The organism is Arthrobacter sp. zg-Y844 (assembly GCF_024385465.1).
Classification (GTDB): domain Bacteria; phylum Actinomycetota; class Actinomycetes; order Actinomycetales; family Micrococcaceae; genus Arthrobacter_B.
Map to the genome: position 1 here is coordinate 1,018,468 of NZ_JANFLS010000001.1, position 19,847 is coordinate 1,038,314.

The window sequence follows — 19,847 nt, forward strand, 5'->3', positions numbered from 1 at the left end:
ATCGGACGGCGGGAGTCAGTGAACCGGTGCGGCAGCCTTGGGGCTGGGGCCGCGAAGCACCGGCTGGCCGAGCATGGAAATGATGACGGCGCCCAGTGCCATCGGGATAACGAACAGGAAGTACAGGTCACCGGGCGTCCAGCCGCCGTCCATCAGGGTGCCGGCCAGGATCGGCGAGATGATGGCGCCGATGCGGCCCATGCCGATCACCAGTCCCAGGGCGGTCCCGCGGACCTCGCTCGTGTAGTAGGTGGGGCTGATCGCCAGCATGCCTGCGATGGGCGCATTGGAGCCGAACCCTACCAGCGCCGCCGCGAACAGGGCCCAGCCAAGGGAACCGTTGGTCGAGTTGGCGAACACGACGAAGGTGGCTGCCCCAATCACGAAGAACACGGCAAGGACCCTGCGCATGGGGAAGCGCGCCCCCAGCAGGCCCAGCAGGACGCCGCCGACAATCGCGCCGACGCTGAAAAGCACTCCTGCGTTGATGCCGTCCTGGGCGGTGAACCCGCTTTCCGCAATCAGTCGAGGGGTCCAGGAGTTCGCGAAGTAGAAGCTCGCCATGAGGACAAAGTAGGCCATGGCCAGCAGGATGGTCCGGCGGGCGTTGTAGCCGGTTAGGACGTCCGCAAAACGGGATTTGTTCTGCTCGACGGCGACGGATTCCGGCAGCTCATCCACGGCCGGCTGCCGGATGGCCCGCAGGCTGCGGTTGACCCGTTCCAGTGCGCCGGCCGGCCGGCGGGTCAACAGGTAGTCGACGGATTCCGGGAATACCTTCATCACCAGCGGGATCATCAGGAGGGTGACGACGGCGCCGAACAGGAACGCGGAACGCCAGCCGTATTGGCTGATCAAGACGCCGCTGATCAGGCCGCCGAGGACGCCGCCGATCGGCTGTCCGATGCTGACGAGGGACAGGGCGGTGGATCGGCGCTTGGCGTTGGAGAACTCAGAGGCAAAGACGCTGATGGTGGACTGGAGCGTTCCAATGGCCACGCCCGTCAGGAGGCGCAGAATCAGCAGCACCCCATAGTTCGGGGCGAAGTAGGAGGCCAGCATGCCGGCGGCGACAATGCAGACACCGATCAGCAGCGTTTTCTGGCGCCCGATAATGTCTGAGACCGTCGAGACGAAGATGGATCCGACGGCCATGCCCACGAGTGCGGCGCTGAGCAGGTAGCCCAGCTGTGCACCGTTCAATCCCCACTCTTCGGCTACATGGCTGGCGCTGAAGGCCATGACCAGGACATCGAAGCCGTCGATCATATAAAGGGTGGTGCAGATGGCGATAATAGCCACCTGCCGGGGGCTCATCCGCGAATCTTCGATCCGTTCCTTAATTTGCACCAAACAAAGCTAACTGAGAACTACGTCACAAAAAGATTCCGTGTCGCCCGACATCGGAATCGTTACGGACCCGGCACCGGCTCAGCAGGCCGCGGCGCAGCCTGTTCCCGCTTGTCCGGCGTGGATACTTCACAATAGGATGACCATTGGTCAAGACGTGGCCACAGGCTGCTTGCCAGCCGCACCCGACCTTTATCACCTCCGAGGAACCAGTGCCGTTTCGCCACGTCTGCCCCCGCGACACCTTTTTCCTGAGCGCCCCTAAGACCACGGTTACGCGCTTGTCCGTCAGCTCCCGCACATCGTGGGCGGCAGCGTGACGCCGGCCCGCGGCGAAGAACCAGCTTCGGGCCCCACCCCCGGCCTGAACACCGTCTCCGGTTCCGAGCCCGCCGCGGCACCGGGCTATTTCCCCCGGCTCCTCTCGGCAGCTGCCCATGTAAAACACATCGCCTCAGACAGTGCACTGGACCGGTTCGGCCTGAACCGGGACAGCTTTCACCTGCTTGGCTGCCTTGCCTCAGCGCCGGCTACGGAAGCTGAGCTGGCCAAGGCCGCCGGCCAGTCCTCAACGGCCATAAGAGTCCACCTCCTGCAGCTCCAGTCCTCCGGATACTCCGCCCGGGACAGATCCGGGATCTGGTCGGTTACGGAGGCAGGCCTCAACGTCATGGAGTGCGCCAATCTGGCCCAGGCGGAAGCGACCCTGGACGCAGAGGACAGCCAGGAACTGCGGCAGGCGCTGCGCACCCTCATCTCCTCGCTTCGGCTCGAGCAGCCCGAAGGCGGCACGCAGAAGGAACCCTGAGCTCAGGAACCCGCGGGGCGGGCAAGCGCGCCCACCAGCTCCTCCCACCCCGTCTCCAGGCGGGACAGGCTCATGCCTTCCTCGCCGCGCAGGTGGAGAAGCAGGCCTGCATCCAGGAAGGCCATCAACTGGTAGGCGGCGAGTTCCGGGTCCGGAACCGTGCCGGTCAGCCGGAGCAGCCCGGCGAGGTGCCGGCGTGCAAGGCTCCGGGACGGATGCTGGTAGCGGGTCCGGGGATCGACGTCGGCGGCCCGGGCCAGCTCGCCGGTTACGGCCAGCGATGCCAACCGTGCCCGGCCGAAGGCAAGCAGCCGGTCCCTGGGCGGCACCCCTGGCCCCAACGGGGGCGGACCGAACAGGTAGGCGGTCCGGAACCCCTGCTCGGCATGGTCCAGAAGCGCCTGCATCAAGCCGGCACGGGAGCCGAAGCGCCGGAACACCGTCCCCTTGCCCACGTGTGCGCGCTCGGCAAGGTCATCCATCGTCAAGGCGTCCGCACCGCCGGCGGCCACGAGTTCCAAAGCTGCTTCGAGCAGGCGGTGATGGTTCCGGGCGGCATCCACCCGGATACCCGCTTGTGATGGTCCTCTCCCGCCCATGCGGGCCAGTGTATCGCCGTGGGGAATAAAATCGGACTGTAGTCCGCTTAAGGCCTTGAAGAAGAATCCGTGCCCGTGCCCCCAAGGCGGCGCGGCCAAGACAGGAGTTCCAATTTTGAGCACCACCATCCTGACCCTCGTCGGCAGCCTCCGCGCCGGTTCCATCAACCGCCAGCTCGCTGAAGCCGCAGCCGCCGGCGCTCCGGAAGGCGTCGAGGTGAAGCTCTTCGAGGGGTTGGGCGAAATTCCGTTCTACAACGAGGACATTGATGTGGAGGGGCTCGTCCCGGAGGCAGCACAGGTACTGCGCGACGCCGCCGCTGCGTCCGACGGCCTGCTGCTGATCAGCCCCGAGTACAACGGCACCATGCCTGCAGTGCTGAAGAACGCCATTGACTGGCTGTCCCGCCCCTTCGGCGCCGGTGCCATCTCCGGTATGCCCACCGCCGTCATCGGTGCCGCCTTCGGCCAGTACGGCGGCGTTTGGGCACAGGACGATGCACGCAAGTCGGTCGGTATCGCCGGCGCCCGCGTAGTCGAGGAAGTGCGCCTGGCCATCGGCGGATCCGTAACGCGTTACGCCGGACTGCACCCGCAGGATGACCCGGACACCGTGGCCCAGCTCGGCGAGGCCGTCCGCGTTCTCGCTGAGGCGTCTGTCTCCGTAGCCTAGGCAAAACAGACAGAAAAGAGGGACGGACCGTCACGGGTCCGTCCCTCTTCTGCGTTCGGCGTCCTGCTAGTACCAGACCTCGTCCGCCCAGGCCGCGTCCCTTAGGTATTCACGCGCCGGACCAACATTCCAGGCTTCGCCGTAGGGCGCCAGGACTCCGCTGTTCTTCAGATCCGCCAGGACGTCTTCCGAGCAACCGAGGACCGAGCCGAGTTCCTGCGCGTCCGCTACCACTACTTCTTCATGATCGGCCACCGGATGGGCCCCCTTCCCATTGTGCGCAGGTTCAGCGCTTATCGAGCAGAACTGATTCCCGTTCCGGACTCCAGGTCCGTGCGTACAATCCCATGGCCGCTTCCTCGCGGAGGCTCAGGCCCAGGCGGTTCAGGAGCATGTGCGCCTGGTAGACCGTCAGGTGCTGGGCGCTACGGCTCAGCCGAGCCTTGTCCGCCCGATACAAATACGTGTCAATGCCCCGGAACCAGCGCCGCCGCCAGTTTTCGACGGCGGATTCGGCTGCCGTCGCTGCCATTAGCCGGTGGGTGGGCATGACCTTCGCGCCCACCTGGACCGTCATGGCCTGCCGCACACCGGCGGCCCGCGGGCCGAACCCTGCCGTGCAGCTGCGCAGGTGGCTGTCCCAGTAATAGTCCCAGGAAAGGCGTCGCCGGTCCGGCCACGCTGATGCCCGGGGTCCTTTCATCATGCTCCGGGCCGCATCGAACAGCAGGAGCGATCCCAGTGCCCAGCGGTTCTGGACCTTGGGGAAGCGTGCGGTCGCCCAGCTCGCCAGATCGGAAGAGAGCTCGAAAACCTCTTCGGCGAGGGAAAGTCCTTCCACACCGCCGTATTTCGCGAGGTCTGCTTCAATGCGCGGGTCCTGCGGCTCGCCGCCACCCGGGCTGAGCCGGTCCGTTGCCGGCTCACTGAACTGCTGGCTGGTTTCGAGGTGGCCGATGACACCGCTGGACTGGTCCTGCAGGGCCACCATCAGCGACTGCAGCCGGTCCAGCGTGCTTGTAGGTGCGAGCACCCGGAGTTTTACATGTGCGTTGGCCGGATCCGAGCACCGCGTGAAATACCAGCGCTGCGCGCCCAGGAGCTGGGCCTGAGCCGCCAGCGGGGTAACCAGTTCTCCGATGATGCCGTCCGCTACATCAAAGCCCCCGGTATGAATGGAGAGCGACCACCAATGAGTGCCCGGTTGCGTCCGTGAGGCTGGTCGAACTGCAGCTAGCTGGCTCATATGCGTCTTTCCCCTCGGGGTGCGGTTACCGCCACTGGGCGGCCTTTCAGTGTTCTAGTGTTCGAGTTACTTGTCTATGGCCCCTTGGGGGCCTCAGTTAGAACCAATCCCAGCTCTTCATGATTGCTATCCCCCTTGGGTCTTGGGCTGTTGCTCAGCCGGCGCCTTGATTGACTCCGAAAGCTTCCCCCGCCGCTGCACGGCCTGTAAATAGCCTCCGCTGCCCGGTTCCTGACATGTCCGGATGTGGACCCTCGGGGTTCCTTATCCCGGTTGCAGCCGGGACGGAAAGCCCCATGGCCTGAGGTTTTCCGCGGCAGGAACTTTGCACCGCCGCCGTTGGCATTAACCGGCCATGTCCTGCATTCCAAAGTGTGTTGCGGTCACAAAACACTTTTGTCACATGCGGCCCGGAAACCGGGCCCGCTGGGTAGGGTAGCTGTGGGGGCTACAGCTGATGCTTTGAAAGGATTCGCCGTGCTGTCTCAGGTTTCGCTCGACGTCTACCGCTTTGCCGTGAGCCGTCCGGGGTGGACGGCGAAGGAGGCTTCCGAGGCCTTGGGGTACACCAGCAAGGTAATCGACGGCGCCATCTCCGAACTGACCGCAAGCTGCCTCCTGCTGCAGCAGGGCGCGGACTGCCCGAGCTACACGGCGGTTTCTCCTGATGTTGCCCTCGCGGAACTGGTGGATCCGGACGAACGGACCCTGCTGGAACTGCGCGGAAGAATCAGCACCCGCCGGCGGGAAATGGCGGCATTGACCCCGGCCTATGTCGAGGCACGCAAGCGCCTGGCCGCCGATTCCTCGGTGGAGGTGGTCGAGGACCAGGAGAAAGTCCAGCGGGTACTGATCGAGTACGGGCGCAGCGCCACCGACCGTGTGCTGATCGCCCGTCCGGGACAGGGTGCCAACGCAGACATCCATGAGGAAAGCGTGCAGAAGGACCTGGATCTCCTGCGCAGCGGCGTCCGCCGGCAAACGCTGTATCACGCAAGCACGCGGGACCATGTGCCCACCCGCAAAGCCGTGGAAGTTATTACCCAAGCAGGAGGGCAGTTCCGCACCCTTCCCTACATGCCGCTGAGAACACTGATCTTCGATGACAAAGTGGCGGTGGTGGCCCGCGATCTGCACCCCGGCGACGTTGCCGGGCTGGTAGTGCGGGATACCAACCTGATCCGTATCTTCGGGTTGCTCTTCGAGTTTGCGTGGGGCTTGGCGGAGCCGTTCCTGATTGACGACCCCGGCAGGGAGGGCCTCACCAGCACCCAGCGGTCCGTCCTCACGGCGCTGGCGGCCGGTTATTCGGATGAGGCCATTGCCCGACGGGTTGGCATCAGTGTGCGGACCTGCCGCCGCCACATCGCCTGGATGCTGGAGGAGCTGGGTGCGGAGAGCCGGTTCCAGGCCGGGATCAAGGCCCACAAGGCCGGCTGGATCTAAGGCTCCACCGGTTGATCGGGTTCAGCCGGACCCGGAGTGCCCGGCATTGGTGTACTAAACAGCCGTTGCCTGACGGTCAACTATTGGGGTTAGCATGGGTGGCATGACCCGCGAGGAATTCTCCGATGCCGTAGAACTGCCCGTTGACACCATGGCCGCTTTGGAACGCGCCGCCGGCTCCCATCGCCACGAGGTGCTGTTCTCCAACCGTGCCTTCCACATCAAGCAGTCCGCGGTACGGGATGTCTTCGACATTTCCATCCGTCCGGGCCTGATTTCCCTGGCAGGCGGGAGTCCCTATCTGCGTTCGCTCCCCCTGGAAGACCTCGGCCGGACCGCCCAGCGCATTATTGCGGAACATGGGCTGGAGGCGCTGCAGTACGGCGGCGGGCAGGGGATGGAAGAGCTGCGCACGCAGGCATGCGAGGTCATGGCTGCGGAGGGCATCCTCGACGCCGATCCGGCCGACATCGTCATCACCACCGGCTCGCAGTCCGCGCAGGATGTCGCAGCCAAGGTCTTCTGCGATCCGGGAGACGTCATCCTCTGCGAGGATCCCACGTACGTAGGGGCACTGAATGCCTTCGAGGCCTACGAGGTGGATGTACGCACCGTCCCGATGGACGACGGCGGCCTCGTCCCGGAGGCACTCGAGCAGCGGATCCGCGAGGTTCGCGCCGAAGGCAAAACCATCAAGCTGCTCTATACGATCCCGAGCTTCAACAATCCCAGCGGCGTCACCCTGACCGCCGACCGCCGGCAGGCGGTAGTGGAAATCTGCCGGCGGAACAACATCCTGATCCTGGAGGACAACCCCTACGGCCTCCTCCGGTTCGACGGCGAACCCCTGGCCCCGATGCGTGCAGGGAACGCCCAGGACGTGCTGTACCTGGGCTCGTTCTCCAAGATCTTCGCCCCCGGAGTCCGGCTCGGCTGGGCACTGGTCCCCCGCCACCTTTACCGGCGGTTCTACCTCGCCTGCGAGGCCGTGGTCCTCTGCCCCTCGCCTTTGACCCAGATGCTGGTCTCCGCGTACCTGCGCGAGTACGACTGGATGGGCCATGTACGCAGCTCCCGCAGCCTCTACGCCGAGCGGTGCTCCGCGATGCTGGACGCCTTGGACGAACACATGCCCGAGGGTGTCACGTGGACCCGGCCGGACGGCGGGTTCTTCATCTGGGTGACGCTGCCCGAGGGTGTGGACACCTATCCCCTGCTCTATGAAGCGATCGACGCCGGGACAGTCTTCATCCCGGGCGCGGCGTTCACGCCCGGCGAGGGCCCCTCCAACAAGCTGCGGCTGGCCTTCAGTGCCGTCTCCTCCGAAGACATAGCCGAGGGTGTGCGCCGGCTGGCACCGATCCTGAGTGCCGCCGTCGGCGAAGTAAGGGTCCGCTGAGGACCCGTCCGGCGCCGTAAGGGCCTACTCCAGGAGCAGTGCAGGCTCTTCCAGGATTGAGGCGACGTCCGCCATGAAGCGGGCAGACAGGTCGCCGTCGACCACGCGGTGGTCAAAGGAACCGCCCAGGGTGGTGATCCAGCGCGGCACCACCTCGCCGTCAACCACCCAGGGCTTCTGTTTGATGGTGCCGAACGCCACGATGGCCACCTCGCCGGGATTGATAATCGGGGTCCCTGTGTCGATGCCCAGCGAACCGATATTGGTCACGGTCAGCGTGCCGCCCCGCATATCGGCCGGCGGGGTCCGTCCCTCCCGGGCCGTTGCTGCGAGGGTGTTCAGGGCGATCGCGAGTTCCTTCAGGGACAGTTCCTGCGCATCCTTGATGTTCGGCACCATCAGTCCCCGCGGGGTGGCCGCCGCAATCCCGAGGTTCATGAAGTGCTTCACCAGGATCTCGTCACCGGCCCAGGTGGCGTTGACGGACGGATTGCGTGCGGCCGCCCAGATGACGGCCTTCGCCAGGATCAGCAGCGGAGAAACCCGGATGCCTTCAAAGTCCTTGGCCGCCTTCAGCCGCTTCACGAACTCCATGGTCCGGGACGCATCCACGTCGACGAAGATGCTGACGTGGGGTGCGCTGAAGGCGCTTTCCACCATGGCCTTTGCGGTGGCGCGGCGCACTCCCTTGACAGGGATCCGTTCAATCCGCGAATCAATGGCACCGGCACCCGGGGACCAGAAGTCGCCGGCCGACTCGCGCTCTGCTTCACGCTGGGCCTGGTAGCTGATCAGGTCCTGCTTGGTTACCTCGCCGCTGGCTCCGGTGGCGGTGACGTCCGCCAGATTGATGCCCAGGTCCTTGGCAGCCTTGCGGACCGGCGGTTTGGCCAGCACGCGCTGGATCAGCCGGTTGACCCGGTCCTGGACTGCTGCGGTGCCGGACGGCGCCGGAGCCGGAGCTGCCGGAGCCGGAGCGGCGGGAGCGGCCGAAGCCGGCCCTGCGGCTGGTTCCGGCTTCGCGGCCGCCGGCGCACCGGAGGACACGGGGCGGCGCGGGCGGCGACGCACCGCGTCCGGCTTGGGGCCGGTGCCGGTCAGCGAGGCTGCCGGAGCTTCCCCTGCCGCTGCGGACGGCATGGGGTTGGTTTCCGCGGGAACCTCTTCCGGCGCGGAGGCTGCAGGCTTCCCTGCCGCCGTCGGCGCCTTGGGCCCGGCGCCGTCGTCGACCGTCACGCTGATGATGGGCGTGCCGACGTCGACCGTTTCGCCTTCCGCAACCATCAGGGCAGAGACCGTGCCGGCGAACGGGGAGGGAAGCTCCACCAGGGACTTCGCCGTTTCGATTTCCACGATCACGTCATTGACGGCCACCGTGTCCCCCGGCGACACCTTCCACTGCACGATATCGGCTTCGGTCAGGCCTTCGCCCACGTCCGGCAGGCGGAATGTCTTTTCAGTCATTGCAACTCGTTCTTCGTCATGGAGTGTAGGCGGGCGGGCAGGCGCATCAGTAGGCGAAGGAGCGGTCCAGCGCCTCAAGCAGGCGGTCGATGTCCGGCAGGTAGTGTTCCTCGACCTTCGCTACCGGGTAGGGCATGTGGAAGCCACCCACGCGAAGCACCGGAGCTTCCAGGGACAGGAAGGCGCGTTCGGCCACCCGTGCGGCGATCTCGCCGCCGATCCCGCCGAAGGTAGGGGCTTCGTGGGTGACAATCAGCCGTCCCGTCTTCCGTACGGACTCGGTCACGGTGTCGAAGTCGATGGGTGAAATGGACCGCAGATCCACCACCTCGACGGACCGTCCGTCCTCCTCAGCCGCTGCGGCTGCGGCCAAGGCGACGGGGACCAGCGGGCCGTAGGCGACGATGGTTGCGTCGGTTCCTTGGCGGACGATATGGGCAGAGAACGGATCCGAGGTCGGGGCGGTGGTGTCGACGTCGCCCTTGAGCCAGTAACGGCGCTTGGGTTCGAAGACGATGACCGGGTCCTTGCAGGCCACGGCCTGCTGGATCATCCAGTAGGCGTCCTGGGGGTTCGACGGCGTGATGATGCGCAGACCTGCGGTGTGGGCAAAGAGCGCTTCGGGTGATTCCGAGTGGTGCTCAATGGAGCCGATGCCGCCGCCGTACGGGATCCGGATGACCACGGGTGCGCTGAGCGCCCCCTCGCTGCGGGAGTGCATTTTCGCCAGCTGGGTGGTGATCTGGTTGAAACCCGGGAAGACGAACCCGTCGAACTGGATTTCGCAGACGGGCAGGTAGCCGCGCAGGGCCAGGCCGATGGCGGTCCCGATGATTCCGGATTCAGCCAGGGGCGTGTCCATAACGCGGTCCGCACCGAAGTCGGCCAACAGGCCCTCGGTGACCCGGTATACACCGCCCAGGGAACCGATGTCCTCGCCCATGAGCAGGGAGTTCGGGTGGGATTCGAGGGCTGCGCGCAGACCGGCGTTGATGGCCTTGGCCATGGTCATGGTGGTGCTCATGCGGTGTGCTCCGGGGCGGCGGGGTTGGTGGTGGCGGGGCTGGCGTCGTCGTCGGCGCCGGCAAATCCGGCTTCGTACCGGCGGTGCTCGTCCAGCTCTTCGCGGATCAGCGGATGGGCCTCTGCGTAGACGTCGGCGAAGGCGTCTTCAAAGCCCGGCGCCTCCATCTGCTGGACGTTCTCGCGGAGCCGGACGGCCATGCTGCGGCCTTCCTCGCGGAGGTCCTCAAAGAACGCGTCATCGGCCAGCCCCTGGCTGCGCAGGTACTTTTCCATCCGCAGCAGCGGGTCCCGGTCCAGCCAGGCTTCCTCGTCTGCGCTGAGGCGGTATTTGGTGGGGTCGTCCGCCGTCGTATGCGCGCTCATCCGGTAGGTGAAGGCTTCGATGAGCACCGGACCGCCGCCCGAACGGGCGTGTTCCAGCGCCCAGCGCGTCACGGCGTGGACGGCCAGGACGTCGTTGCCGTCAACGCGCACTCCCGGGAAGCCGTAGCCCTGTGCCCGGTTGGCCAGGGGGATGCGTGACTGGACTTCGGTGGGCACGGAGATGGCCCAGTGGTTGTTCTGGCAGAAGAAGACCACCGGTGCGTTGTAGGACGCGGCAAAGACCATGCCTTCGTGCACGTCGCCTTCGGAGCTCGCCCCGTCGCCGAAGTAGGCAACAGTGGCGGCTTCGGGCAGCTTGGGGTCGACCAGCCGGTCGCGGGCCATTCCCATGGCATAGCCGACCGCGTGCGGCACCTGGGCGGCCAGCACCAGCGTGTAGAGGTGGAAGTTGGCCTCGCGCGGGTCCCAGCCTCCGTGGGAGATGCCGCGGAACCGCCGGAGCAGCTGGGCGAGTTCCAGGCCCCGAGTGTAGGCGACGCCGTGTTCCCGGTACGTGGGGAATACGTAATCCTGAGGCTCCAGGGCCCTGCCGGAACCGATCTGCGCGCCTTCCTGGCCGGTGAGCGGAACCCACATCACCAGTTCGCCCTGCCGCTGAAGGGCGGTGGCTTCTTCATCGAACCGGCGGACCAGGAACATGTCGCGGTAGAACCCGCGGAGTTCCTCGGAAGTCAGGCCCTGGACGTAGCTGCCGTAGGTCTCGTCCTGCAGGAGCTCGCCGTCGATACTGAGCAGCTGAACCATGTCGGGGACAGGGTTTTCCTCCGGAGCACCCATGAGGGATTGCTCTAGTCCGGCCGAGTCGAATTCACTGGCCGGCAAATGTCCTACGTCCATGCCTTCTCCTTGCCTGGACAGCCGAAAGCCGCACCGCGCTGGAAATATACCTCGCAGGGAATACATTCCCTGCGTCGCATATAAGTGGAAGTTACCTTCCAAAGCCTAACGACGGTGCGGCTTCAGGCCCTACCTAAGACACGCTAGGAAACGCGTGGGCCTTTTGTATAAGTCGCACATAACGCCAGGAACCGCGTGTTTGCTTCCTCTTCGCCGATGGTCACTCGCATACCTTCGTTACCGAAGGCCCTGACAGCCAGCGCCTGCTGCCCCGCCAGTGCTGCAAACTCGGGGGTATTTTCGCCCAGGGCCAGCCATACAAAGTTCCCCTGCGCAGCAGGAATGGACCAGCCCAGCGCCTGCAGCCCTTCCACCACCCGGGTCCGTTCAGCAACGAGTCCTTGTATTCTCTCCACAATTTGGTCGTGGTGCCGGAGGGAGGCCACGGCCGCCTGTTCGGCGATGGTGGACACGGCAAACGGGACAGCCGCCACCCGGAGGTGCTGGGTGATCGGCGCGTGCGCAATGGAGTAGCCCACGCGCAGTCCGGCCAGTCCAGCACCCTTGGAGAAGGTCCTCAGCACCACCACATTGGGGTGCCTGCGGTACATTTCGACGCCGTTGACGGCGTCCTCGTCCCGGACAAAATCCTCATACGCTTCATCGATGACCACAATGATGTGGGTGGGGATCCGCCGGAGGAAGTCCTCCACCTGTGCTGTCGTCAGGACCGGGCCGGTCGGGTTGTTGGGGGTGCACAGCAGAATCACTTTGGTCCGGTCAGTGACCGCTTCGGCCATGGCTGCCAGGTTATGGGTGCCGTCGGAGTTCAGTGGCACCTGGACGCTCCGGGCGCCCGCCAGGCCGACGCTGATGGGGTAGGCCTCGAAGGAACGCCAGGGGTAGATAACCTCGTCTGCTGCTCCGTCCGTGTTCTGTCCGGCAAAGGTGGCGAGCAGCTGATTCAGTGCTCCCAGGCTGCCGCCGCCGGTAACGATGTCTTCCGCAGGAACGTCCAGGAAGGTGGAGAGTTCATTGCGCAGGGCAGTGGAAAGCGGATCCGGATACCGGTTTACCGTCGCGGCAGCGTTTATCGCATCCAGCACGGCGGGCAGCGGCGGGAACGGGTTCTCATTGGAAGAGAGTTTGTAGCTCTGCAGCCCTTCTACAACCACCGGCGGCTTGCCGGCGGCGTATTGGGGCAGCATCCCGATAACGGGCCGTGGGGCGACGCCGGGTGCGGGAACTTCAACTGCGTCGGTGTCATTCTCGGTAGTGGTCATGGCGTTAACAGTAATGGTCCGTTTTCTGCCAGCATGGGGGCATGTTCTCTCTGTTGCTGCGGATAGTCCTGAACGCCGTTGCCCTCTGGGTGGCCGGCTGGCTTTTACCGGGCCTCACGGTGAGCGCGCCGACCGGCAGCCTCAGCGGTGATCCGGTGATCGATACGGTGCTCGCTTATCTTTTTGTGGGCCTGATTTTCGGCGTGGTGAACGCCCTGGTCCGTCCCATCGCGCAGGGACTGACCTTGCCGTTGGCCATCCTGACCCTGGGGTTGTTCCGGATAGTCATCAATGCCGCCATGCTAGAGCTCACCGCCTGGCTCAGCAGCTACACTCCCATCCGCTTCGAGGTCGATTCCTTCTTCTGGACCGCCGTTCTGGGCGCTGTTGTCATCAGCCTTGTGTCGCTGGTCCTGGATACGGTCACCGGCAGGCGGAGCCGGAACCGGAGTTACAGCCGGAGCCGCAACTAGCCCCCAGCTGAAGCGGGAGGCGAACCGCTTCGATCTTCCGGAAAGCTAGGGTCCGACGGGCGGCCGGTAGTCCTTCCTCGGCCCCGGCGAAGGCCTCGGCACAACCCTCACTTCCCGCTGCGGCAGTTCTTCCCGGGAGAGACGGTACAAGTGCCTGGTTGCAACGCTTCCGGCCGCAACGGCGGCGCCGAGGGATGCCACAGAGGCCCGCAGCGACGCATCATCACTGGCGTCTGCGAGCGCGGCACCCCGACGGTAATTGTCCAGCCGGTGCCCGGGACCCAAACCGGCGTCCTCCCCAACCGGTGTGGCCACCGGATTTGTCAGGGTCATGGTGACCCGGTCCGGTGTATCAGGATTGGCGATGCCGTCGATCCCGGGCACCCAGTCCTGCACATGCTCGAGGTGCAGTGCGGGGACGCCCGGGGGCAGGTCGGCGGCTCCGGTGTGGCTGCCGGCGGTCAGCAGGTACGCCACGTTGTAGTCGCTTTCCTCGGCCAGGTATGCGGCAACGCGGATGGCATGGTCCCCGCCCTGGCTGTAACCGGAAAGGATGACGGCATCCTCCGCTTCCGCCCCGGCCAGCCGCAAGGCCTCCCGCACTCCCGCCGTAACGTACGAACTGTCTTTCAGCGAAGGTTCGAAGACACCCATGGCATCGAACGGGTTCTCGCTTCCGGGGGAAATGCCGGAGCTCTGCGTGCCGGGAAGGGTGACAACAAACGTCTTCTTTCCGTCGCTCCCCGTGACCGGCAGGACTTCGATCACGCCTGGCCTGTTTTCCCGCAACAGTACCTTCGACCGCTCCAGCAGCCCGGCAGCAGTTCCGTCCAGGCGTACGCGGCTTTGTTCGCCGGGCAGCTCCGATACCTCCACCGGCCGCAGCTTCCCCCTCCCGGCGCCGTAAAGCAGGAGCAAAGCAGCGTTCATCAAGGTTTCGGAGGCCGGATCGGCAAGGCCCGTCTCTGACTGCCGCAGGGTTGGGAACCACCACTCAGCCCGCGGATAGGAGCCGCGGACGAACCAGGGGTTCACCGGGAACAGGCCGATGGACGGCGTCCGTTCCTTGATCCGGCCTTCCGCTTCCGCATAGGCACGGGCACTCCCGCGCACCCCGCCCGTAAGGGCATCGACGGCGGCAGCGGAGGTTTTTAGGGTGTGGGCCGCCTCCTGCATCCGCAACCGCACGCGGTCAGCCGGCGCCGAACCGCCGCCAACGGCCCCGACCTCCAGCCAAAGCTCCGTCACCCTCTGCCCGAGCAGCCGCACGCGGTCCGCGGTCGACTCCAACCTGCCCGCAACCCGGACCAGGTCCTCGTACTGGACCAGGAGACCTGCGGCCCCGCCCCGCACCTCGTACATCGGCCGGTCGCAGGTTCCTATCTCCGCCATTGTCAGCTCCCCGCAGCCAACATGAGCGGATCCTGCTGCAGCTCGCCCGCGGAGAACCGCAGCTGCAGCGAAACGTCGGGAAACCGCTGCGCTATGGCAAGGAGCTCCTGCCGGAACGCGTCTGCCGCGGGAGACTCCCACTGGACAACTGCGGCGGCGGCAACCTCATGCTCCAGTTCGTCGGTTTCTACAGCGAACGCCAAAAGCAACCGTTCCGTCTCCGCCGCGTACGCTGCAGCAGCCATTTGGTTCATCGTTTCCTCCCTCGGGTGACGGATTGTCCACATCTCGAATGAACCGGCCCAGGCCTTCCGGGTGCAGGGCCGGGTCAGGAGGGGTCGGGACCAGGACCGCTCAAGAACGACGCCGGTCCGTCAAGGGTGCCGTGCATGTCACCGGACCGCGGGTTCCGCACGCCTCCGGTGGAAACAACCGGGACCTGTGCACGGTGATGCCCGGGTGTCGAGGGAAAGTGTGCCGACCCAGGGCAAAACCGCAGAGCAGCGATGAGTCACACACCAACAGCGCTGCGCCGGCATGAAAGAATTGCCGCATGGCCGCATCCGAACCCCGTGTCTCCCTCGCCTCCGTATCCCCCGCTATCGCCCTGGGCCCGCTGGACGGCCGCTACCGCAGCGCCACCGCGCCGCTGGTGGACTACCTGTCCGAAGCCGCACTTAACCGGGACCGGACCCATGTGGAGGTGGAATGGCTGATTCACCTGACCTCCAACGCCGTCCTGCCGGGCACCGCGCCGCTTACGGAAGACCAGCAGAACCAGCTGCGGGAAATCGTGACGGGCTTCGACGGCAACTCCGTGGCCGAGCTGGGCGAAATTGAAAAGCGCACCGTGCACGACGTCAAGGCCGTCGAGTACTACATTGCCGACAGGCTTCCGGCCCTCGGTCTCGAGAATCTGAAGAGCCTCGTGCACTTCGGCTGCACATCCGAAGACATCAACAACCTTTCCTACGCGCTCGGCATCAAGGGCGCCGTCGAAAACGTCTGGCTGCCGGCCGCGCAGGACCTGGTGGACCAGATTGCCGGGATGGCGGAGGACACCCGCACCGTGCCCATGCTGTCCCGGACGCACGGACAGCCGGCCACCCCCACCACTTTGGGCAAGGAACTGGCCGTCACCGTCTACCGCCTCACCCGCCAGCTGCGTCGGATCCGCAACACTGAGTTCCTGGGCAAGATCAACGGCGCCACCGGAACGTACGCGGCCCACTACGCCGCGGCTCCGCAGACAGACTGGCAGCAGGTGGCGCGCAGCTTCGTGGAAGGCCTGGGCCTGGCCTGGAACCCGCTGACCACGCAGATCGAATCCCACGACTGGCAGGCAGAGCTCTACGCAGACATCGCCCGCTTCAACCGCATCCTGCACAACTTCTGCACGGATGTCTGGAGCTACATCTCCATTGGCTACTTCGCGCAGGTCCCCGTGGAAGGCGCCACCGGCTCCTCCACCATGCCGCACAAGGTGAATCCGATCCGCTTTGAGAACGCCGAAGCAAACCTGGAAATCTCCAACGGACTGCTGGACACCCTGGCTTCCACCCTGGTCACCTCCCGCTGGCAGCGCGACCTCACCGACTCCTCCTCGCAGCGCAACATCGGTGTGGCCTTCGGACACTCGGTGCTGGCAATTTCCAACGTCGCCAAGGGACTCCAGCGGCTGCACGTCGCCGAAGAGGTCCTGGCCGTTGACCTGGACTCCAACTGGGAGGTGCTCGGGGAAGCCATCCAGATGGTGATGCGCGCCGAAGCCGTGGCCGGCGTTGAGGGCATGGAAAACCCCTACGAACGACTCAAGGACCTCACCCGCGGCCACCGCGTGGACGCCGAGCGGATGAAGGAATTCATTGCCGGGCTTGGCCTTCCCGCCGAGGCGGAAGCCCGCCTGCAGGCCCTCACCCCCGCCAAGTACACGGGCATCGCGGACACCCTGGTGGACCACCTCAAATAGGCTGCCCGCTTAAGCCAAAACGACGACGGCGGGAGCCGGGCTCGCAGCCCGGCCTCCCGCCGTCGTCGTTAAGTGGTTGTTCCCGGTGCTAGTCCGCCGCGGCGAGCTGGCCGCAGGCGCCGTCGATTTCCTTGCCGCGGGTGTCGCGGATGGTGGTGGGGATGCCGGCGTCGATCAGGTGGTTGATGAACTCCTGCATGACCTCGGGCTCCGGCGACGTCCAGATGGAACCGGGCGTGGGGTTCAGCGGAATGGGGTTCACGTGCACCCAGCCGCGGCCGCGGGCATTGAGCTTCTTGGCCAGCAGGTCCGCACGCCAGGCGTGGTCGTTCATGTCCTTGATCAGCGCGTACTCGATGGAGACGCGGCGGCCGGTGACGCGGTAGTAGTTGTACGCGGCGTCCAGGGCCTCGTCCACCTTCCACCGGCTGTTGACCGGGATCAGCTCGTCGCGCAGTTCGTCGTCCGGGGCGTGCAGGCTCAGTGCGAAGGTCACCGGGATGTTCTCCTCGGCAAGCTTCTTGATGGCCGGCACCAGGCCCACGGTGGAGACGGTGATGTTGCGGGCGCTCATGCCCAGGCCTTCGGGAACCTCGGCGGCCATCCGGTGGACGGCGTTCATCACGCGCTTGTAGTTGGCCAGCGGCTCGCCCATGCCCATAAAGACAATGTTGGTGACGCGCTCGGCATCGTGGCCGCCGTCGCGGCGCTTGCCGCCGAGGCCGCCTTCCTTGATCACGCGGTTTGCCTGGACAATCTGGTCCAGGATTTCCGCGGTGGACATGTTGCGGGTCAGGCCGGCCTGGCCGGTGGCGCAGAACGGGCAGTTCATGCCGCAGCCGCACTGGCTGGAGACACATAGGGTGATGCGGCCGGGGTAGCGCATCAGCACGGACTCGACGAGGGAGCCGTCGAAGAGGCGCCAGAGGAACTTGATCGTGTCGCCGTTGTCGGTGGTCAGGCGCTTGATCTCGGTGAGCAGCGTGGGGAACATTTCGCCCACCAGCTCGTCACGGCGTTCCTTCGGCAGGTCGCTCATGGCTTCGGGGTCGGTGGTGTAGTGCTGGAAGTAGTGCACCGACAGCTGCTTCGCGCGGAACGCAGGCAGGCCCAGGGACTTCAGCTTCTCCTGGCGTTCGGCCAGCGTCATATCGGCCAGATGCGCCGGCGGCTGGGACACGCGCGGCGACTTGAACTGCAGCAGCGGGCGGCCGTCGGGCTCCTTGGCCTGTTCCCAACCCTCCGTGGCGGGGCGGACCTGCAGTCCGGTGGCGGTGGGAAGCGCGCGGGCGGTGCGCTGCTTTTTGGCGGTGTTTTTCTCGGGGGAAGAATCGACAGTTGACATCGCTACTATTCTCGCACGGTTCGCATATCCGGAACATTCCTTTTGCCGGGACGGCACACTGCCGAAACACGGGTGAAACCGCGGGCTCCTAGCGTGGGAAGCACTACCCCTGACGCTGGAGGCAGCATGTCGGATTTGCGACCCTTTTCCGGATTCCGTCCCTACTCCACCCCGCACCTGCGGATCCGCGAAGTGCCGTGGAGCAACCCCGTAGGCGCTGACCTGCGCGAAGCCCAGCAGGCAGAACTGGACGCCCGCTATGGCACTGCGGAACACGACCCCAATCCGCCGCGCGCGTCCGATTCCGCAGTCTTCCTCATCGCCTACGAGCGCAGTACGGGCCAGCCGCTGGGCTGCGGGGGGCTTCGGCGGCTGGATACCACTACGGCGGAGATCAAGCGGGTGTATGTCCTGCCGTATGCCCGCGGTTCAGGAGTGGCGACGGCGGTCCTCGGGGCGTTGGAGGCACGAGCGAAGCAGATGGGATTCGCTGTCCTTACGGCAGAAGCAGGCTCCGCCCAGCCGGACGGCCACCGCTTTTACGAGAACGCCGGCTACCGGGTGGTGCCGAACTTCGGCCCGTATATCGCCTCCGATGGGTCAACCTGCTACTCCAAGACCATCGGCGCCGCGCTGGAGCACCGGTTCTAGGCGTCCGGCGCCCGCTGCGAGCGCCGGACGAGCCGCAGCCTAGTAGTCGATCCGCTCCGACGCCGCGGTCCAGGCATTGAACGGAGCCATTGAGGGGGTGCCCTCCACACCCCGCTGGGTGACCTGCATGGAGCGCTGCTCCAGCGGCGTTTCAAAGAATTCGTAGAAGGCGGCGTCGTCGAAACCTGCGCTGGCGGCGTCGTGCCGGTCCGCGGCAAAAACCACGCGGTCCACACGGGCCCAGAGCGAGGACGCCAGGCACATGGGGCAGGGTTCGCAGCTGGTGTAGAGCACCGCACCCGTGAGGTCGAAGGTGCCCAGGGTGGCGCACGCGTTGCGGATGGCCGTGACTTCGGCATGTGCGGTGGGATCGTTGTTCGCGGTCACCCGGTTCACGCCCTCAAACGCCGCGCCTTCGGCGGTGACGACGACGGCACCGAACGGTCCGCCGTCGTTGGCCACATTCTCCGTGGCAAGGCGAATGGCCTGGGCCAGGTAAATATCGTCCGAAGTGCTGCTCATGGCTTCTCCCTTGGTCCGGTTGTGCCAGGTAGATAGCCGGAAGTGTCCGGCCCGCCTTCGCAGCAGTGAGACTAGCAGTTATTGGGACAAGGGGAATATGGGCTGCGTCATGATGCGAAATTGTTTCCTGCCTTGCCGCGGGCCTCGCGCTCCCAGCGGGAGCCGGGTCCCTCCAGTGCTGCCTGATCGCCGGGGTTGAAGATCCCGCACCGTTCCCGGGACAGGCATCCGCATCCGATGCAGCCGTCAAGGGACGCCTGCAACGCCTGAAGTACGCGGATTCTTCCGGCGACCATCCGTGACCAGTCGGCGCTCATGGCAGCCCACTCGCTCTTCGTGGGCGCCCGGTCCGGGGGTAGCCCGCCCAGGGCAACACCCACTTCCTCGAGCGACAGACCGATACGACGGCCTGCGGAAATGACAGCCAGCCGGCGCAGGACGTGGCGCGGGAACTGTCTCTGATTGCTGCTGGTGCGGTAGGAAACGATTAATCCGCGCTCTTCGTAGTAGCGGACGGCAGGCACCGAAATACCGGCGCGCTCCGCCACCTCGCCGATAGCCAGTAATTGGCGTGGTGGTTGGTTCACTCGTCCAGTGTTGCGCACGCTGCCGGGCAACCGAAGAACTGTGACGGGGATTTGACCTCAAGTGCACTTGAGCACGTTTGCTGTAGCCCTAAGCTCCCGAAGGGGGAGCCACAAGGGAGGCATCGCCATGAATCGCAGACAGGCCAAGAAGAACCGCCGCAGTCTTCCCGGACTCGAGTCCGATCCCCGGCAGACTCCGCAGGGAAGGCCTCGAGATCAGCGTTCTGCAGACCTGCTGGCGAGGGTACTGTCCGAGAGCGGACACTTGCTCTTCCCTTTCCACTGAGACCGGAGGAGGTTTCCTTTCTAAAGTGAATCGTGGCCTTGACAGCCCGTCGTGGGCGGAGCCATGGTTCCGCTGCCGATCGTTCCGGGTACCCGTTGTCAGCAGGG

20 protein-coding genes are annotated in these 19,847 nt (G+C 65.5%); 7 read left to right on the plus strand and 13 right to left on the minus strand.

Annotated elements, in window-relative coordinates; all coding sequences use genetic code 11:
• Positions 1-15: 15 nt before the first annotated feature.
• Entirely contained in the window at positions 16-1,350 is a 1,335-nt protein-coding gene (locus tag NNX35_RS04835) for an MFS transporter (protein WP_255765386.1), read from the minus strand.
• Between the two features lie 316 nt (positions 1,351-1,666).
• Between NNX35_RS04835 and NNX35_RS04840 the strand changes: the two genes are divergently transcribed.
• Positions 1,667-2,158, plus strand: coding sequence for a MarR family winged helix-turn-helix transcriptional regulator (locus tag NNX35_RS04840; RefSeq protein WP_255867143.1), 492 nt, complete (start codon positions 1,667-1,669; stop codon positions 2,156-2,158).
• Between the two features lie 2 nt (positions 2,159-2,160).
• On the opposite strand, the gene NNX35_RS04845 is transcribed toward NNX35_RS04840, so the two are convergent.
• Entirely contained in the window at positions 2,161-2,757 is a 597-nt protein-coding gene (locus tag NNX35_RS04845; protein ID WP_255867144.1) for a TetR/AcrR family transcriptional regulator, read from the minus strand.
• A gap of 112 nt (positions 2,758-2,869) precedes the next feature.
• On the opposite strand from NNX35_RS04845, the gene NNX35_RS04850 reads away from it, so the two are divergent.
• Complete coding sequence (locus NNX35_RS04850) at positions 2,870-3,430, plus strand: NADPH-dependent FMN reductase (protein ID WP_255867314.1); 561 nt, start codon at positions 2,870-2,872, stop codon at positions 3,428-3,430.
• A gap of 66 nt (positions 3,431-3,496) precedes the next feature.
• Here the strand turns inward: NNX35_RS04850 and NNX35_RS04855 are convergent, their stop codons facing one another.
• Positions 3,497-3,685, minus strand: a complete 189-nt coding sequence (locus tag NNX35_RS04855; protein WP_227920034.1) for a hypothetical protein — start codon at positions 3,683-3,685, stop codon at positions 3,497-3,499.
• Positions 3,686-3,716: 31 nt separating this feature from the next.
• The gene (locus NNX35_RS04860; protein ID WP_255765390.1) at positions 3,717-4,676 is read right to left on the minus strand and encodes a lantibiotic dehydratase C-terminal domain-containing protein; all 960 of its coding nucleotides are present in this window, start codon (positions 4,674-4,676) and stop codon (positions 3,717-3,719) included.
• Between the two features lie 477 nt (positions 4,677-5,153).
• On the opposite strand from NNX35_RS04860, the gene NNX35_RS04865 reads away from it, so the two are divergent.
• Positions 5,154-6,122, plus strand: coding sequence for a helix-turn-helix transcriptional regulator (locus NNX35_RS04865; RefSeq protein ID WP_255765391.1), 969 nt, complete (start codon positions 5,154-5,156; stop codon positions 6,120-6,122).
• 103 nt (positions 6,123-6,225) lie between these two features.
• Positions 6,226-7,521, plus strand: coding sequence for a PLP-dependent aminotransferase family protein (locus NNX35_RS04870; protein ID WP_255867145.1), 1,296 nt, complete (start codon positions 6,226-6,228; stop codon positions 7,519-7,521).
• Between the two features lie 24 nt (positions 7,522-7,545).
• Here NNX35_RS04870 and NNX35_RS04875 read toward each other — a convergent pair whose 3' ends face one another.
• From NNX35_RS04875 to NNX35_RS04890, 4 genes are all read right to left on the minus strand, one after another.
• Positions 7,546-8,985, minus strand: a complete 1,440-nt coding sequence (locus NNX35_RS04875) for a dihydrolipoamide acetyltransferase family protein (protein ID WP_255867146.1) — start codon at positions 8,983-8,985, stop codon at positions 7,546-7,548.
• 46 nt (positions 8,986-9,031) lie between these two features.
• Complete coding sequence (locus NNX35_RS04880) at positions 9,032-10,009, minus strand: alpha-ketoacid dehydrogenase subunit beta (RefSeq protein ID WP_255867147.1); 978 nt, start codon at positions 10,007-10,009, stop codon at positions 9,032-9,034.
• On the minus strand, positions 10,006-11,232 hold the full coding sequence (gene pdhA / locus NNX35_RS04885) for a pyruvate dehydrogenase (acetyl-transferring) E1 component subunit alpha (RefSeq protein ID WP_370646952.1): 1,227 nt from the start codon (positions 11,230-11,232) through the stop codon (positions 10,006-10,008). Before pdhA ends, NNX35_RS04880 begins: the two co-directional genes overlap by 4 nt.
• A 143-nt stretch (positions 11,233-11,375) precedes the next feature.
• Positions 11,376-12,515 (minus strand): histidinol-phosphate transaminase, encoded by a 1,140-nt coding sequence (locus tag NNX35_RS04890; protein WP_255867148.1) that lies wholly within the window; start codon positions 12,513-12,515, stop codon positions 11,376-11,378.
• Positions 12,516-12,556: 41 nt separating this feature from the next.
• On the opposite strand from NNX35_RS04890, the gene NNX35_RS04895 reads away from it, so the two are divergent.
• Positions 12,557-12,988, plus strand: a complete 432-nt coding sequence (locus NNX35_RS04895; protein ID WP_255765396.1) for a phage holin family protein — start codon at positions 12,557-12,559, stop codon at positions 12,986-12,988.
• Positions 12,989-13,033: 45 nt separating this feature from the next.
• On the opposite strand, the gene NNX35_RS04900 is transcribed toward NNX35_RS04895, so the two are convergent.
• Together NNX35_RS04900 and NNX35_RS04905 are read right to left on the minus strand one after the other, a co-directional pair.
• Positions 13,034-14,380, minus strand: a complete 1,347-nt coding sequence (locus tag NNX35_RS04900; RefSeq protein ID WP_255867149.1) for a WXG100 family type VII secretion target — start codon at positions 14,378-14,380, stop codon at positions 13,034-13,036.
• A gap of 2 nt (positions 14,381-14,382) precedes the next feature.
• The gene (locus tag NNX35_RS04905; RefSeq protein ID WP_255765398.1) at positions 14,383-14,625 is read right to left on the minus strand and encodes a hypothetical protein; all 243 of its coding nucleotides are present in this window, start codon (positions 14,623-14,625) and stop codon (positions 14,383-14,385) included.
• Between the two features lie 308 nt (positions 14,626-14,933).
• On the opposite strand from NNX35_RS04905, the gene purB reads away from it, so the two are divergent.
• Positions 14,934-16,349, plus strand: a complete 1,416-nt coding sequence (gene purB, locus NNX35_RS04910) for an adenylosuccinate lyase (RefSeq protein WP_255765399.1) — start codon at positions 14,934-14,936, stop codon at positions 16,347-16,349.
• An 88-nt stretch (positions 16,350-16,437) separates the two neighbouring features.
• Here purB and rlmN read toward each other — a convergent pair whose 3' ends face one another.
• A complete protein-coding gene (gene rlmN, locus NNX35_RS04915) occupies positions 16,438-17,694 on the minus strand; it encodes a 23S rRNA (adenine(2503)-C(2))-methyltransferase RlmN (protein ID WP_255765400.1) in 1,257 nt (418 codons plus the stop codon).
• Positions 17,695-17,820: 126 nt separating this feature from the next.
• On the opposite strand from rlmN, the gene NNX35_RS04920 reads away from it, so the two are divergent.
• A complete protein-coding gene (locus NNX35_RS04920) occupies positions 17,821-18,345 on the plus strand; it encodes a GNAT family N-acetyltransferase (RefSeq protein ID WP_227920072.1) in 525 nt (174 codons plus the stop codon).
• A gap of 39 nt (positions 18,346-18,384) precedes the next feature.
• Here the strand turns inward: NNX35_RS04920 and NNX35_RS04925 are convergent, their stop codons facing one another.
• Both NNX35_RS04925 and soxR read right to left on the minus strand, forming a co-directional pair.
• Positions 18,385-18,867, minus strand: a complete 483-nt coding sequence (locus tag NNX35_RS04925; protein WP_255867150.1) for a nucleoside deaminase — start codon at positions 18,865-18,867, stop codon at positions 18,385-18,387.
• 107 nt (positions 18,868-18,974) lie between these two features.
• Positions 18,975-19,454: a redox-sensitive transcriptional activator SoxR gene (gene soxR, locus NNX35_RS04930; RefSeq protein ID WP_255867151.1), complete on the minus strand. Its 480-nt coding sequence runs from the start codon at positions 19,452-19,454 to the stop codon at positions 18,975-18,977.
• Positions 19,455-19,847 lie beyond the last annotated feature (393 nt).